Below are 14,342 nucleotides of genomic sequence, written 5' to 3'. Positions count from 1 at the left end.
CGGGCTTTTTTTTGCCCGTTTCCCGTCCACGTCCCTCGCCCGCTGTCACCGTCTATACTTGTCAGGAATCCGTTTGCCTCCGGGAGGCTGTCATGGCTACAGCAAAAGAGTACAGCGATAACGTGCAGCGCGAAGTGAACATCGACGTGGACGCGCTGCTGGAAGCGATTCAGAAAAAAACGTCAGGTGAAGTGCAGGAGTTTATGCAGGCTGAAGATGCGCACCGTGTGAAGGTGAATGGCGAAGCGTTTGACTCCTACACCGAACTGGCCGAGGCGTTTGAACTCGATATTCGTGATTTCACCATCACCGAAGTGAACCGCTGAAATCGATTTCAAAAAAAGACCCGGCACGCTGGCCGGGTTGAAAAAAGAATAAATTCGTTACACCAGGAAAATCTTAACACCGCTTCAGAGTACGCCTTAGCTGAAGTAAGACAAGTCTCAATTCTGCACGCAATTCGAACAAATCTGCATAATCATGCACTGCTGTTACCGAAAACATCGCGCTACGGCTGACATTCTGCATGCACAAAACGTGCAGCCGCTTCGGTATCCGGGCGGTGTTTTAAGAATTATCCTGGATAGTGGCCGCGCCGGCGGCAAGGAAAAGTGTGATCGTGATTACGCTATTATACTGATTACACGTCGCTTTACGGATGCCTTTGGGCGTAAGGAGTGTATTGATGATCCCGTTAGATTCCTCCCTGCTGATCGTGACCGATCTCGATGGTTCGCTGCTCGATCATCATGACTATAACTGGCAGGCCGCCAGCGAGTGGCTGGCGCGTCTTAAGCAGCAACAAATTCCGCTGGTGATTTGTTCGAGTAAAACCGCAGCCGAAATTATTCCGCTGCAGAAGCGGCTGGGCATTGCCGGTGCACCCTTTATTGCGGAAAACGGCGCCCGCGTCGCCTTCGGCGGGGAAGCACAGATCGCTGAAGAGCCCGGTGCCGATTACCTTGCGCTCTGCGCCACGCTCAGCACCCTGCAGGCGGATTTTCGCTTCACCGGCTTTCATGACTTTAGCGACGCAGAAGTGGCCCGTTTCACCGGCCTGACGCTGACGGAAGCCAGCCAGAGCCGACTGCGCGATGCGTCTGAAGTCATCGTATGGCGCGATGATGAAACGCGGCTCGACGCCTTCCGCGCGGCGCTGGCGCAGCATCAACTGGCCCTGACGCAGGGCGGACGCTTCTGGCATGTGATGCCGGCGGGCAGCGGTAAAGGCGTGGCGCTGGAACAGTTATTGCAGCAGTTGCAGCAGCAGGAAGGCACGAAGCGCACCACGATTGGTCTGGGCGATGGCCCTAATGATGCGCCGATGCTGGAGCGCGTCGATTATGCCGTGGTGATTAAAGGTTTCAGTAAAACCCCGGTGGTGCTGCAACGCAGCGATCATCACAACGTTTACCACACCGCTCACGTTGGCCCTGAGGGCTGGCGCGAAGGTCTGGATTACTTTCTTGCCCAACCTGAATAACGGCAGCTGACCAGAAGGATGAGACGATGAGTGATTTTTACCAGAACGGCGTAATTACCAACTTTCATAATCTCACCCACCGCAACGTGGAGTCGCTGGAAAAAGAGATGGTGCGCTTTGCGCGCAAGCGCAAAATGGGGCTGATTCTGCCCTCGCTGTTTTCCGAGCTGGAAGGCCCGGCGCTGGATAATATCGTCAACGAACTGGCGAAAGTGCCCTATCTGGAGGAGATTGTGATTGGCCTCGATCGTGCCGATCGCGATCAGTTTCTTTTCGCGCGCGAGTTTTTTTCTCGCCTGCCGCAGCGCCACCGCATTTTGTGGAACGATGGCCCGCGGCTGAAAGCGCTGGACGCCGAGCTGGATAAAGAGGGCCTGTCGCCCAGCCAGCCAGGCAAGGGGCGCAACGTGTGGTTCTGCACCGGCTACACACTGGCCTCCGACCGCTCGCAGTGCGTGGCGCTGCATGACTGCGACATCGTGACCTATGAGCGCGGCATGCTGGCACGTCTGCTCTACCCGCTGGCCAACCCGGCGTTTCAGTATGAATTCTGCAAAGGTTTCTATGCGCGCGTTGCGGACGGTAAGCTTAATGGCCGCGTCGGGCGTCTGCTGGTGGGCCCGCTGCTGCGCTCGCTGCAGAAAGTCTACGGCCATTCGGAGTATCTCGACTATCTCACCAGTTTCCGCTATCCGCTGTCCGGCGAGTTTGCCATGCGCACCCACGTGCTGAACGGCATCAAAATCCCTGGCGACTGGGGGCTGGAGATTGGCGTGCTGTCAGAGATTTATCGCAATTACACCACGCGGCAGACCTGCCAGGTGGAAATCGCGGACAACTACGATCATAAGCATCAGCCGCTGGCGGAAGAGGACGGCACCGGTGGCCTGAAACGCATGAGTAACGATATCGTGCAGTCGCTACTGCGTAAGCTGGCGACAATGGGCGTGCCGCTCACCAGCGACTCGTTCCGCGTGCTGAAGGCCACCTATTATCGCAACGCGCTGGACATGATGGAGATCTACAACCACGAAGCCACCATGAACGGACTAAAGTTTGATCAGCACATTGAAGAAGCGGCGGTCGAGATGTTCACCCAGGCGATTCTCGACGCCGGCCAGTCGTTCATCGAGCGGCCAAACGAGAAACCGTTTATCCCCAGCTGGAGCCGCGTGCAGTCGGCGTTCCCCGATATCCTGCAGCGCATCTACCAGGCGGTAGAAGAGGATAACGAGGGCAAAGTCTAACCGGCCGCGCACACCCGATTGCGACCGCCGCTTTTCGCCAGATACAGGCGGCGGTCCGCTACCGCCTGCAGACTTTCTGCATGGTAACTGCCATGCTCAGTACTGCAACTGACACCTGCCGACAACGTAACGCTAAAGGTGGTGCTGGCGTTGACCAGAATGGTTTTGGCCGCCAGCCGGCTGCGGATACGCTCCGCCACGCCCTGCGCCTCAGCCAGCGTGGTGTGCGGCAGCACGATACAAAACTCTTCGCCGCCGATGCGTCCGGCTACGTCGTAAGGGCGCAGCGTATGTTTGATGACGCCGGCCACGCGCATCAGCGCCTGATCGCCCGCGTGATGGCCCCAGCTATCATTGACCTTTTTAAAATGATCGATATCGAGCTGGATCACCGCCAGCGGCTGTTGCTGCTGTTCGCAGCGCCGCGCCAGCGCGATAAACTGATCGAAAAAGGCGCTGCGATTAAGCAGGCGCGTCAGACCGTCATAATTCGCGCGCCAGGCCAGTCGCGCCGAGAGATCCTCCAGTCGCCGTACCAGGCGGAAAATCACCTGATGCGCCAGCGCCAGTAACAGCACGAACAGCAGCCACATGCCCAACAGAAACAGCGCTACCCGCCCCAGCTCCTGCGCCAGCCCCTGGCGCAGGCTCTGCACGTTGATTAGCCAGGCATCGACATTTTTTAACTTAACCCAGCTGGCCAGCTGACTGCCCAGCCACAGTGTTCCGGCCGGCTGCTGCTGAATCGCCTGCATCAGCTGGCCGCGCTGCGCGGGGGTCAATGCCACATCGTGCGGTGCCGGCAGCCGGGTGATCTCGTTGAGTGCGCGATCTTCGAGCACCAGCTTGCCCTGCAGCACGCTGTGACGCGACTGGTGCAGCAATGCATTAATTCGCTGCTGGGTGAAATCCATCGATAACACGCCGTACCAGTGCTGATGGGCGATCACCGGCGCGCTCACCGTCAGCATCAACCCCTCGTTGAACTCCCCCTGATAGGCTTCGGTCCAGTGCCATCGCGTCTGCGGCGCCCGGCCCGGCTGCTGGTCGCGAAAATAGGGTCGCTGCGTCATGGTGGCGTAACTTTGCGCCAGCTCCTGCGCGTCGCGCGGCGGACGTGAGCTGATGTAATAGCCCGCGCGCGAGGTGTACCAGAAGCGTGAATGAAAGTCCTGCGCCTCATCGCTGAACTGCATGATAAAGCTGAACTCCAGCGCAGCGCGCAGCTCGGGCAGCAGATAAGTATCATCGCGCTGCAGCAGCGCATCACGCTGCAGCCATTCGTCGCTGACGCCGTTAATCGGCATGCTGCGCAGGTTAGCGATCTGCAACTGCCACACCGGCTGATGGCGCAACTGCTGAAAACGCTGCAGGGCGTGCTGACCATAATCGGCGTCCAGCGGGTGCGTCAGCGCGTAGCTGAGCATCCGCTGATAGTAATTAAGCTCGTCCAGACTCTCCTGAAAGCGGCTATCAAGGCTGCGCTGGATCTCGGACAGCTGGGCGCGCTGCCGCTGCTGATAGTTATTTTTTAATTCCAGCGCTTCATGGACGGTGAGAAAAAGTGAAAAGAGAAAGACCGCCAGAAAACAGAGATGCACGCGCAGCGCAGGCGTCATGCGGCGTGATGACAGTGGCGAGATTGGCATCAGTAGCCAGGCTCCGGATAACAACGAATTGAAGAAGTGTAGTCAGGCGGGAAAACGGCGTACAGGCAGAGATCAGGAAAAACGTGAAAAGTGACAATGACATCGGGACGGCGCGCTGACCGTCCCGAGGGGCTCAGCTGGCCAGCTGGCGCGCGGCCGACAGATGCGTCAGCTCATCACTGCGGAACGCTTCGCGGCGTACACTGTAGCCATCATACCAACGACACTCTACCATTCCGCTGGCATAGCCGGTCACCACCATGGTGGGTCCGCCCTGTTTGTGCTGAACTTCGTCACTGATTGCAAAGGTCATACCGCGCCCTCCCTTCTCACCGTTGATTGAACGGATTAAGGTATAGCAGCTGTGCGCGTTTTTTGCCTATAGGATATTGCTATTACTGTGACAAATTCGGAATAAGCAGTGAAAAATGCCGTAAATAAACAAAGCCGATAAAAGTTATTATCGGCTTTGAACGATTTTCCCGGGTGGAAAATCAGATTTTGCAACCTTCGCAGTCGGCTTCGTCGCTGATATCTGCCGGCACTTCACTGGCTTTTTCTGCCGCTTTGGCTTCCGCCTGCTCCAGCTGTGCATCGATATCAAATTCAAACATATCGTCGTTCATCATCGTTCTCCTGACCCGTGATTAGAAATTTCCTGCGCTTTATACCGATTTACCGCGCAGCTTCGCAACCAGATTTACCACTAACAGCACAATCGACCCAACGATAAAGCCCAGCACCAGATTCGCACCGTTGCTCAGCAGCATGGAAACCACACCCGGGAAGCCGCTGCTGTACTCTTCAATGGCATGATGCAGCGGCGCGATACCGTGCACGATAATGCCGCCGCCCACCAGGAACATCGCGACGGTGCCAACCACCGACAGGATTTTCATCAGCCACGGTGCCAGCGCCAGCAGCGCGCCGCCGGTGGCTTGCGCCAGCGTGGAAGACTTCTCACGCAGCCAGTAGCCGAGATCGTCAATCTTAACGATCATCGCCACAATACCGTACACGCCGATGGTCACCAGAATGGCAATACCGGCGAGGATTAACACCTGATTGAGCAGCGGCGCATCCGACACAATGCCCAGGGTAATCGCCACAATTTCAGCCGACAGAATGAAGTCGGTGCGCACTGCGCCTTTCACCTTATCTTTTTCGAACTGGCGCGGGTCCTGCTGCGCCAGATTATCCAGCCGCTTTTGCCGCGCTTCCGGGCTCTTCTCCGCTTTGTCGTGGTGCAGGCTGTGCAGCACTTTTTCCACTCCTTCAAAGCACAGATAGGCGCCGCCAATCATCAGCAGCGGCGTAATCAGCCAGGGCGCAAACGCGGAGATCAGCAGCGCCAGCGGCACCAGGATCAGTTTGTTGATAAACGAGCCTTTCGCCACGCCCCACACCACCGGGAGCTCACGATTGGCCTTCACGCCTGTCACCTGCTGCGCATTGAGCGACAGGTCATCGCCCAGCACGCCGGCGGTCTTTTTTGCCGCCACTTTGCCCATGACGGAAATGTCGTCGAGCAGCGTGGCAATATCATCCAGAAGAGTCAGTAAGCTGGTTCCTGCCAAAATGTCATTCCTTATTCCGGTTCGTGATCCTGACAACAGGGGCACCGCTCAATCGCCGTCACCGTCATATCGGCGATGCCCGCACAGTCCCATTCGACGCGTAACGTTTTCCCGTGCAGATCGTCGGCGTGCAGATACTTGCTCACCGGACTTTCTGTCATGCCGCTTATCTCCTCGGTGGCCACCAGCGTATCATCCAGGTAAATGCGCGCCGTGGCATGGGCATTGACCATGCGCTCATCGCGCAGTTGATACAGGCGTCTGACCGTCAGTTTGATGCTGCTCATGGTGGTGTTCCGCGTCCCAGAGAAAACGCTGATCTAAACTGTTATGGCAGCTAAAAGCAATCACCCAGCCTTAATCCGCCCGATAGTGATGCAATCCCTGATGATCGATCTCGCTGCTGTGCGTGGCAGCCAGCAGCCACTCTTCCAGCCGCTCCACCAGCGCCTCATCTTCCAGCCGCAGTTTGCCGCGCAGCGCGCATTCCCAGACGATCAGCACCTTCCAGCCGCTTTCCTGCAGCTGCTGCACATAGCGCCGGTCACGCTCCACGTTACTGTTGATTTTGCCGCTCCAGAATTCGGTACGCGTGGCCGGCATTTTGAACAGATAACAGTGGTGACGATGCCAGAAACAGCCGTGCACAAAGATAATGGCTTTGTGCTGCGGCAGCACAAAATCCGGCCGGCCCGGCAGCGCTTTGTCCTGTACACGAAAGCTAAAGCCGCGATCTTTCAGCAGCAGCGCAATACGCTGCTCAATCGCCGTATCCTGATTGCGAATGGCGCGCATATTTTTGCTGCGAATATCATGCGAGTGGACGTCTGCCATGGCGTCTCCTTTTTTGCGGGCTTCTTCAACTTTAGCGCGTTGAGGCGAAAGCGAAAGTTTGTGCGAAGCAGATTGCGAGACGCTGCGCAGCCATCGTTAATTTCCACGCCGCGCCAGGAGTGGTAGCATAGCCACTTCACTGTTAAGGAAAAACGCATGCTTGCACTCGATCCCGCCGCGACGGCTTCGCCCTCCCCGCACTCCGCTGATGATGACGCCACCGCGTTACTGCTGCAGGTACTGGATATCTACGCGGCCCGCGATCTGGTGGTCATCCTGAGCGAGGCCGGCGGCCGCGACTGGAGTATCACGCAGCTTAACCGTATTCGCGCGGGAAAAAGTGCCGCGCCCGCGCTGTCAGCGGCGGAGGTCGCCCGTCTGCAGGCGCTGCTGCCGTCGCGACCGGCGCATTATGACAATCCCCGCTTTCAGTTTATCGATCTGTTTGCCGGCATCGGGGGAATTCGCCGCGGCTTTGAGCAGATTGGTGGCCAGTGCGTATTCACCAGCGAGTGGAATAAAGAAGCGGTGCGCACCTACAAAGCCAATCACTACAGCGATCCCGCCCGGCATCAGTTCAACAGTGATATCCGGCTGATTACTCAGCCGGCCGGTTTGCCGGATGAGCAGGCGATTTATCAGCATATCGATAAGACGATTCCCGACCATCAGGTGCTGCTGGCCGGCTTTCCCTGTCAGCCCTTTTCGCTGGCCGGCGTCAGTAAGAAGAATGCGCTGGGTCGCGCGCACGGTTTTGAATGTGAAGCCCAGGGCACGCTGTTTTTTGATGTGGCGCGCATCCTCGCCGCCAAAAAACCGCCGTTTTTCGTGCTGGAGAATGTGAAGAACCTCAAGAGCCATGATAAAGGCCGCACCTTTGCCATTATTATGGCCACGCTGGATGAGCTGGGTTACGACGTCGCTGACGCGGCTGACGACTCATCGCCGGATGCCAAAGTTGTCGATGCGCGTCACTTCCTGCCACAGCACCGCGAGCGCATCGTGCTGGTGGGGATCCGGCGCGATACCGGCCTGAGCGAGGGTTTTTCTCTGCGCGCGCTGGCGGCGCTCTATCCGCCTGAAGTTCCGCCGCTGCACAGCCTGCTGGAGCCGCAGCCGGCGGCAAAATATACCCTGTCGCCCACGCTGTGGCACTATCTCTACCAGTATGCGAAGAAGCATAAAGCCAAAGGCAACGGTTTTGGCTTTGGCCTCAACGATCCGCGCAATCCGCACTGCTGCGTGCGCACGCTGTCAGCGCGCTACTATAAAGACGGGTCGGAAATCCTGATCGATCGCGGCTGGGATCACGCGCTGGGTGAGAAGGATTTTCAGCAGGCCGCGAACATGGCGCGTCGCCCGCGCCGCCTGACGCCGCGTGAATGTGCCCGCCTGATGGGCTTTGAAGCGCCAGGCGAAGCGCGCTTCCGCATTCCGGTCTCCGACACCCAAGCCTACAAACAGTTTGGTAACTCGGTGGTGGTGCCGGTGTTCGCCGCCGTAGCGAAACTGCTGCTGCCGCTGATTGAGCAGCACGCGCGTCAGCGCCGCTGAAAACGCAGCCGCGCTTCACGCCCCGGTTTTCCGCCCCGCAATTTGCTTTAGTAACGCGCGATGTGCTGTTTTGCCGCACATCGCGCGCACTGTCACCGGACTGTCACGCATCAAACCAATACTGCGTTTTATTTTTTGCGGAGCTGTTTGATGTCTCTCCTGTCTGTAATCTCCCTGCCGCTGCGGCTGCGACCTCGTTTTACCCTGCGTCTGCCCGTCTGGCTCTCCAGCCTGCGCAGCCAGTTCATGCTGTTTATTGTGCTGTTTTGTCTGCTGCAGTTTGCCGGGGTGCTGTTGCTCAACCAGCACGTGAATCAGACGCAACACTCATTGCAGCAGGCCAGCCAGCTGCGCGAACGGCTGGCCCTGCTGGATAAAGCACGTATTGAGTTACTCACCGCCAGCGACAACAGCCATCGTGCCGGCATTTATCTGATGCAGGACCAGCAAAGCGGTTCGGTCGACAGCTGGAAAAGCCTGGCGGCGGCGGCCACTACCTCATTGCAGCAGGCGCAGCAGCTGTTTGCTGCCTATCAGGCGAAAAACGATAGCCCGCTGGCACAGGGCTTCGTGCTGCTGGCCGGCGGGTTGCAGGAGCAGCTGAAAGGGCTGGCAGCCAATGATATCAACGCATTTTTTATGGTGCCGATGCAGGCTTTCCAGCAGCAGTTCAACGATGCCTGGTTTAGCGAAATCGAACAGGCCAATCAGCAGCTCGGCAGCGTCAACCAGCATTCGCTCAGCACGCTCAAGCAGAGCCGCAATCTGGCGCTGGCGATCGCCGCGTTATTGATGGCGCTGCTGCTGCTGGCCGCCGCGCTGCTGATGCGCGGCGTGTTGCTGCCGCTGCGTCACGCCAACGCCCAGCTGGCACAAATCGCGACGGGCGATCTGGTCGCCAGCCCGGCACCGACGCGCCGTCAGTCGCTGGAAACGCGCCAGCTGCTCCTGTCCATCGATACCATGCGTCAGGGTTTGCAGCAGATCGTCAGCGACATTACGACGGTAGCAACCCGTGTGGCGGCCGGCGCTGACGAGATGCAGCAGCATAATCAGCAGGTGATGCAGCAGCATCAGGCGCAAAATGCCAGCTTCCATCATCTGTCGCAGCGGCTGCATCGCGTGTCAGAAGAGGTGGAAAAAGGTGCACACTTCTCGCAACAGGCAACGCACGACGCGAAGTCCGCGGATGCGCTGATGCGTCACTGCGCCCATGAAGTCGACAATATGGATCACCAGATGCAGCAAATCGTCGCGGCCGCCGGCGATATCGCTGGCATCGTCGGCATGCTGGACAGCCTGTCGATGCAGACGCGTCTGCTGTCGCTTAATGCGGCGATAGAATCTGCGCATGCTGGCGCTTACGGGCGCAGTTTTTCGGTCGTCGCCAAAGAGATGGGATTGCTGTCGCAGCAGAGCGGCGCATCCACGCGGCAGATCGACGGTTTAATCCAGCACACGCAGCAGCACGTGCAGGATGGCTTTGCGAAGGTGCAGGCGCTGGAAGTGCTGTTTGCGCGGATTGGCCAGGCGGTATCGGGCGTGGTCAGCCAGCTGAATGAGCTGCAGGATAACAGTACGGCGCAGAGCCATCGCGTGAGCAAAATTGCCCGGGAAGTGGTGGAAATGAGTCTTCAGCTCCAGCAAAACGAAGCCCTGACTGATCAGCAAGTGCAGGCAGCGGCGCAGCTGAGTGAACTTTCAGCGCGACTGACGCAGCGCGCGCAGCAGTTCCGCGTTAGCTAAGGCGCAGAAAGAAAAAACCCGTCAGCGACGGGTTTTCGTATTATTTCTTTTTCTTACTTTTCTTCAGCAGTGCACGCACCTGCTTCAGCTCGGCGGCGCTCAGTTGATCGCCCGCCTCTTCAGTATGCAGGCTGTCGACGGCCGGTGGCTCAACGGCATCTAAACTGGCCTGCAGGCGGTTAACGATCTCCTGGCTCATGGAGATTTGGTTATCAGCGGCTAACTGTTTAATGTGCTCTTTCAGCGCCGGGTCAATTTTAATGGTTAAGTTAACGGTCTCGGTCATCTTCACACTCCCTCTTGATTTACAACAACGTAGCGGAAGCAGATGAAAGTTAACAGACTGTCATAAAAATTTAATATTGTGCCGGTATGGGACTGAAATCGCGTAACACGGACTCATCAATATCGGTCAGATTCCCCTGCAGTTCGGCGCACAGCTTCGCCATATAGCGGACGAGAAAATCGGCGTTGTGTTCCGCCAGCAGACGGCCGGTTTCCGTCTGCATGGTCTGCGGCAGGCTCAGCAGTTTCTTCTGGAAATGATCCAGCGTCCACTTTACGTCATCCAGTTCACGGTCTTTACCCAGCGGATCGTCGCTGTCGAACAACGGCCGTCCCAGCGCACCTGCGGTATAGAAAACGCGCGCAAGGCCAATCGCGCCTAATGATTCGAGACGATCGGCGTCCTGAACGATCTTCGCTTCTAACGTTTTTGGCGTAATGCGGGCGCTGAAACTGTGGGCCTGCACCGCATGCGCCACGCTGTCCAGCAGCGCTGAGGGGAAGTCCGGAAAATCCTGTTGCAGAATGCGGCGCGTCTCTTCCGCCGCGTAAGTCGAAGCCAGATGGCGTTCCGGATGGTTTTTCGGCAGGTTCACCACATCGTGAAAATAGCAGGCGGTCAGCACCACCAGCGGATCGGCATTGGTGTTTTGCATAATGCGGGCCGCGCTCATCCAGACGCGGCGCAGGTGCGCGATATCATGGGCTTTATCATCGTGCAGCCAGTTCAGCTGCAGCCAGCTTTCGTAACGGTGTTGCCAATGGGTCAGTGACATCGTGCTTCTCCTGTTATTGCTATTATTTCGCACCGGGTAGGGCTTGCGCCCATCATAGCGGCCCGGTGATGACACTTTCTTTACACCCTTCCCGGATGTCCAGCGCAAAAAAATGCGATCCCGATCATGTTATAGCGCTGTTAATGCCGCTTGCCCAGCCGCGATACGGTTTTCAGTATTTCCTTAACCTGTTTTAGTTAAGCCACTCTGTTTAATTTCGGTGATGCATTTCCCACTGGGTGAATTTTCAGCATCGCCAAAGGTCCAGTTTAGCCTGTCGCAACCCCAGCATTAAAACGCCCCTTTGCATAGCGACATAATCTGAAAAGATTCCCATTGCGACCGTTATAACGTACTGTATAGGGGAAATTTACGGCTCTCACCTGTACCCGAAGCCTTCGTCAGCACACTGTTTGCTTATGAGCCATTTTTAATACCGGAAGCGGCAGTTATTGCCCGATAATAAGGCGACAAATTATTAAGCAAATTGATTCAAACCCATTATGCTAATGCTCTCATCCGAGGATACGGATGTTTCGTCGAAGCTCTCCGGGTACGTGATACAACATGAGGTACATAATGAAAGAACGGCCGATTCTTTTTTCCGAACAGCGGGTGCGCGCCCTGCTGGTTGGCCAGCAAACTCAGACCCGGCGCATAATGAAAACTCAGGCGTTTGGCCCGGGACAGGATCATCATGAAGGCGTGCACGCGTTTGATGTCAGCGCTAATCATCTGCATGGCTACAAGCTGATGTCGATGGCGGACATTGGCGCCCAGTGCCCGTTTGGCCAGGTCGGCGATCGCCTGTGGGTGCGTGAAACCTGGCGGGGTCCGATTGTGCCTGAGGCGCAGCTGGCGGAATACGAGCGCGATCCGCTGCCGTTCCGCAATCCGGCATTTTGCCAGTATCGCGCCGACAGCCATGAACTTGGACAACAGGAAGAAAATCAGCAGGTCGCCGAGCAGTTTGGCTGGCAGACCGCCATCCATATGCCGCGCTGGGCCAGCCGCATCGATCTGGAAATCACGGCGGTACGCGCGGAGAAAATTCAGGACATCAGCGAAGACGACATCATGGCGGAAGGCGTGCAGACCGATTCGCACTTCCTCAATAATTTCTTCACGATGAACATGAATTCCGAATCGCCGAAAGAAGCTTACCGCAAGGCGTGGCAGAAGCAGTACGGCGCCACCAGCTGGGAGGTGAATCCCTGGGTCTGGGTCATCGCATTCCAGCGTGTGGAGCGTGAAGGCTAAGTGTTTGCCCTCTTCCGCACAGAAGAGGGCGTCATCTTTTGCGCGATTCAGTGAGTCACCAGCCCTTGCCTTCTCACCGGCGGCACAGCACGCCCCCTTTCCCACCTTGCCAGTTTGCAATCCCTGTCACAGACAAATCCGCCGCTAACAGGTTGAATAAGCGGCTTTGATTCCACGCTGGCAATTTATCGTCTGCCGCGTCAGGATATGATTTCCGCCCTGCAGAGTGAGTGACGCAATGATCAAATGGCCGTGGCGTGCACAAAAAGATGCTGCCGTGACTGCCCTGCCCTGGCAACAGGCGCTGGGGCAGCCGATCTTTTCTCTGCTGAACAGCGACGAGCAGCAGGCGCTGGTGGCGCTGGCGCAACGCTTCCTGCTGCAGAAAAAAATCACCCCGCTGCAGGGTCTGGAACTCAGCGAACTGCGCCTGGCTCGCCTGTCGTTGCTGTTTTGCCTGCCGATATTGAAGCTGGGTCTGGAATGGCTCGACGGCTTCCACGAAGTGCTGATCTACCCGGAGCCGTTCAGCGTTGACGATCGCTGGGAGGACGACAGCGGCCTGGTGCACCACGCGCCGGCCGTGCATGCCGGCCAGAGCTGGACGCAGGGACCGGTGGTGCTAAACGCACTGGACATCCAGGACTCATACGATCTCTCTGGTTACAACCTGGTGATCCACGAAGTGGCGCACAAGCTCGACGCGCGCGGCAGCGGTTACACCAGCGGCATCCCGGCTATCGCGCTGCGCGATGTGGCCAGCTGGGAGAAAGATTTACTGCAGGCGATGGCCGAGATTGAAGCGGAAGTGGAGCTGGTGGGTGAACAGGCCGCGACCCTCGATCCTTATGCCGCCAGCGATCCGGCGGAATGTTTTGCCGTGCTGTCGGAGTACTTTTTCAGCGCCCCCGACCTGCTCGCCAGCCGTTTTCCGACCATGTATCGCCACCTGCAGCAGTTTTACCATCAGGATCCGCTGGCGCGTCTGGCGCAGCAGGCACCGGAATCTGCTTAAATCACGATCGCTTTGCCGCTTTGCTAGCCAGTTGAATACAAATGTGTTTTTAGCGGTTGACACCCACAGGGGCTGCCATTAATATTCGCCTCGTTCCAACGATTCCTCTGTAGTTCAGTCGGTAGAACGGCGGACTGTTAATCCGTATGTCACTGGTTCGAGTCCAGTCAGAGGAGCCAGATTTAAAGAAGCCCGCTCAGGGAAACCTGAGCGGGCTTTTTGTTATTGCGTGACGGCTAAACTTCCGTCCAGCCGCGCAGCAGGTTGTGGTACATATTCAGCAGCGACAGCAGTTCTTCGCTGTCACCGTGGCGCGCTTTCAGGCTCTGAATGTTGCGGTCCAGTTCAAACAGCATCGCGCGCTGCTTATCATCGCGCACCATCGACTGAATCCATAAAAACGAGGCGACCCGCGCGCCGCGCGTGACCGGCGTGACGCAGTGCAGGCTGCTGGAGGGATAAAGCACCAGGTCGCCGGCCGGCAGTTTTACGCGGTGCTGACCGTAAGTATCCTCGATCACCAGTTCCCCGCCCTCGTAACTGTCGGGTTCACACAGAAACAGTGTGGCGGAGAGATCGGTACGCATCCAGCCGGCCGCGCCATTGTGGCGTACCGCACCATCAACATGAAAACCGTAGGTTTCCCCCTGCTGATAACGGTTAAACAGCGGCGCAGAAAGCGTGCGCGGCAGCGCGGCGGCAAAGAATAGCGGATGGCTATTCAGTGCCTGAAGCACTGTAGCCTGCAGCCGATCATAGAGTGGCGTGCCGGTGTCAATCTGCTGGTTATTTTTTACGGTCGCGCCCTGGCTGCCGACCGTCGCCCGTCCGTCAACCCAGTCAGCCTGCTGCAGCTGTGCGGTAAAGTGCGCCAGCTGTTCAGCGTTAAGCACGGCAGGAATGTGATACATCATCG

General features: G+C 57.5%; 16 protein-coding genes and 1 tRNA gene. 8 read left to right on the top strand and 9 right to left on the bottom strand.

Translation table 11 applies throughout. The features are described from left to right. The first annotated feature begins 92 nt into the window (after positions 1 to 92). The 3 genes from AC6I79_RS07815 (at position 93) to AC6I79_RS07805 (ending at position 2,730) form a co-directional block, all read left to right on the top strand. Positions 93 to 326 carry a YodD family protein gene (locus AC6I79_RS07815; protein ID WP_058757390.1) on the top strand — a complete coding sequence of 78 codons (234 nt, stop codon included), beginning with the start codon at positions 93 to 95 and terminating at the stop codon, positions 324 to 326. 359 nt (positions 327 to 685) lie between these two features. After that, a complete protein-coding gene (locus tag AC6I79_RS07810) occupies positions 686 to 1,483 on the top strand; it encodes a mannosyl-3-phosphoglycerate phosphatase-related protein (protein WP_021509853.1) in 798 nt (265 codons plus the stop codon). 26 nt (positions 1,484 to 1,509) lie between these two features. Further along, a complete protein-coding gene (locus AC6I79_RS07805; RefSeq protein WP_021509852.1) occupies positions 1,510 to 2,730 on the top strand; it encodes a glycosyltransferase family protein in 1,221 nt (406 codons plus the stop codon). Here AC6I79_RS07805 and dgcQ read toward each other — a convergent pair. From dgcQ to AC6I79_RS07775, 6 genes are all read right to left on the bottom strand, one after another. After that, on the bottom strand, positions 2,727 to 4,379 hold the full coding sequence (gene dgcQ, locus AC6I79_RS07800) for a cellulose biosynthesis regulator diguanylate cyclase DgcQ (RefSeq protein WP_215787669.1): 1,653 nt from the start codon (positions 4,377 to 4,379) through the stop codon (positions 2,727 to 2,729). The two genes, AC6I79_RS07805 and dgcQ, sit on opposite strands and share 4 nt — an antisense overlap. Positions 4,380 to 4,512: 133 nt before the next feature. Then, complete coding sequence (locus AC6I79_RS07795; RefSeq protein ID WP_010618657.1) at positions 4,513 to 4,692, bottom strand: YodC family protein; 180 nt, start codon at positions 4,690 to 4,692, stop codon at positions 4,513 to 4,515. 181 nt (positions 4,693 to 4,873) lie between these two features. After that, complete coding sequence (locus tag AC6I79_RS07790; protein WP_254919505.1) at positions 4,874 to 5,008, bottom strand: hypothetical protein; 135 nt, start codon at positions 5,006 to 5,008, stop codon at positions 4,874 to 4,876. A 36-nt stretch (positions 5,009 to 5,044) separates the two neighbouring features. Further along, positions 5,045 to 5,956, bottom strand: coding sequence for a DUF808 domain-containing protein (locus tag AC6I79_RS07785; protein ID WP_058757386.1), 912 nt, complete (start codon positions 5,954 to 5,956; stop codon positions 5,045 to 5,047). 11 nt (positions 5,957 to 5,967) lie between these two features. Beyond that, positions 5,968 to 6,243 (bottom strand): hypothetical protein, encoded by a 276-nt coding sequence (locus tag AC6I79_RS07780; RefSeq protein WP_021509848.1) that lies wholly within the window; start codon positions 6,241 to 6,243, stop codon positions 5,968 to 5,970. A 70-nt stretch (positions 6,244 to 6,313) separates the two neighbouring features. Continuing rightward, positions 6,314 to 6,790 (bottom strand): very short patch repair endonuclease, encoded by a 477-nt coding sequence (locus AC6I79_RS07775; protein ID WP_058757385.1) that lies wholly within the window; start codon positions 6,788 to 6,790, stop codon positions 6,314 to 6,316. A 156-nt stretch (positions 6,791 to 6,946) separates the two neighbouring features. Here AC6I79_RS07775 and dcm point away from each other — a divergent pair, with 156 nt between their 5' ends. Together dcm and AC6I79_RS07765 are read left to right on the top strand one after the other, a co-directional pair. After that, positions 6,947 to 8,344 carry a DNA (cytosine-5-)-methyltransferase gene (gene dcm / locus AC6I79_RS07770; RefSeq protein WP_159377224.1) on the top strand — a complete coding sequence of 466 codons (1,398 nt, stop codon included), beginning with the start codon at positions 6,947 to 6,949 and terminating at the stop codon, positions 8,342 to 8,344. 150 nt (positions 8,345 to 8,494) lie between these two features. Continuing rightward, on the top strand, positions 8,495 to 10,090 hold the full coding sequence (locus AC6I79_RS07765; protein ID WP_159377225.1) for a methyl-accepting chemotaxis protein: 1,596 nt from the start codon (positions 8,495 to 8,497) through the stop codon (positions 10,088 to 10,090). Between the two features lie 40 nt (positions 10,091 to 10,130). Here the strand turns inward: AC6I79_RS07765 and AC6I79_RS07760 are convergent, their stop codons facing one another. Together AC6I79_RS07760 and AC6I79_RS07755 are read right to left on the bottom strand one after the other, a co-directional pair. Then, entirely contained in the window at positions 10,131 to 10,376 is a 246-nt protein-coding gene (locus AC6I79_RS07760) for a hypothetical protein (RefSeq protein WP_021509844.1), read from the bottom strand. Positions 10,377 to 10,446: 70 nt separating this feature from the next. Beyond that, positions 10,447 to 11,151, bottom strand: a complete 705-nt coding sequence (locus AC6I79_RS07755; RefSeq protein ID WP_058757381.1) for a phosphohydrolase — start codon at positions 11,149 to 11,151, stop codon at positions 10,447 to 10,449. Positions 11,152 to 11,730: 579 nt separating this feature from the next. On the opposite strand from AC6I79_RS07755, the gene AC6I79_RS07750 reads away from it, so the two are divergent. From AC6I79_RS07750 to AC6I79_RS07740, 3 genes are all read left to right on the top strand, one after another. Beyond that, a complete protein-coding gene (locus AC6I79_RS07750; RefSeq protein WP_058771148.1) occupies positions 11,731 to 12,411 on the top strand; it encodes an ASCH domain-containing protein in 681 nt (226 codons plus the stop codon). 238 nt (positions 12,412 to 12,649) lie between these two features. After that, entirely contained in the window at positions 12,650 to 13,426 is a 777-nt protein-coding gene (mtfA, locus tag AC6I79_RS07745) for a DgsA anti-repressor MtfA (RefSeq protein WP_498027675.1), read from the top strand. 103 nt (positions 13,427 to 13,529) lie between these two features. Beyond that, positions 13,530 to 13,605, top strand: a tRNA-Asn gene (locus tag AC6I79_RS07740). Between the two features lie 57 nt (positions 13,606 to 13,662). On the opposite strand, the gene ybiX is transcribed toward AC6I79_RS07740, so the two are convergent. After that, on the bottom strand, positions 13,663 to 14,340 hold the full coding sequence (gene ybiX, locus AC6I79_RS07735) for a PKHD-type hydroxylase YbiX (RefSeq protein WP_058757376.1): 678 nt from the start codon (positions 14,338 to 14,340) through the stop codon (positions 13,663 to 13,665). Positions 14,341 to 14,342: the final 2 nt, after the last annotated feature.

It is taken from the genome of gamma proteobacterium symbiont of Scutellera amethystina, from assembly GCF_059730845.1.
Note: the sequence above shows the minus strand (reverse complement) of the source record. Positions and strands in the feature narration are given on the sequence as shown.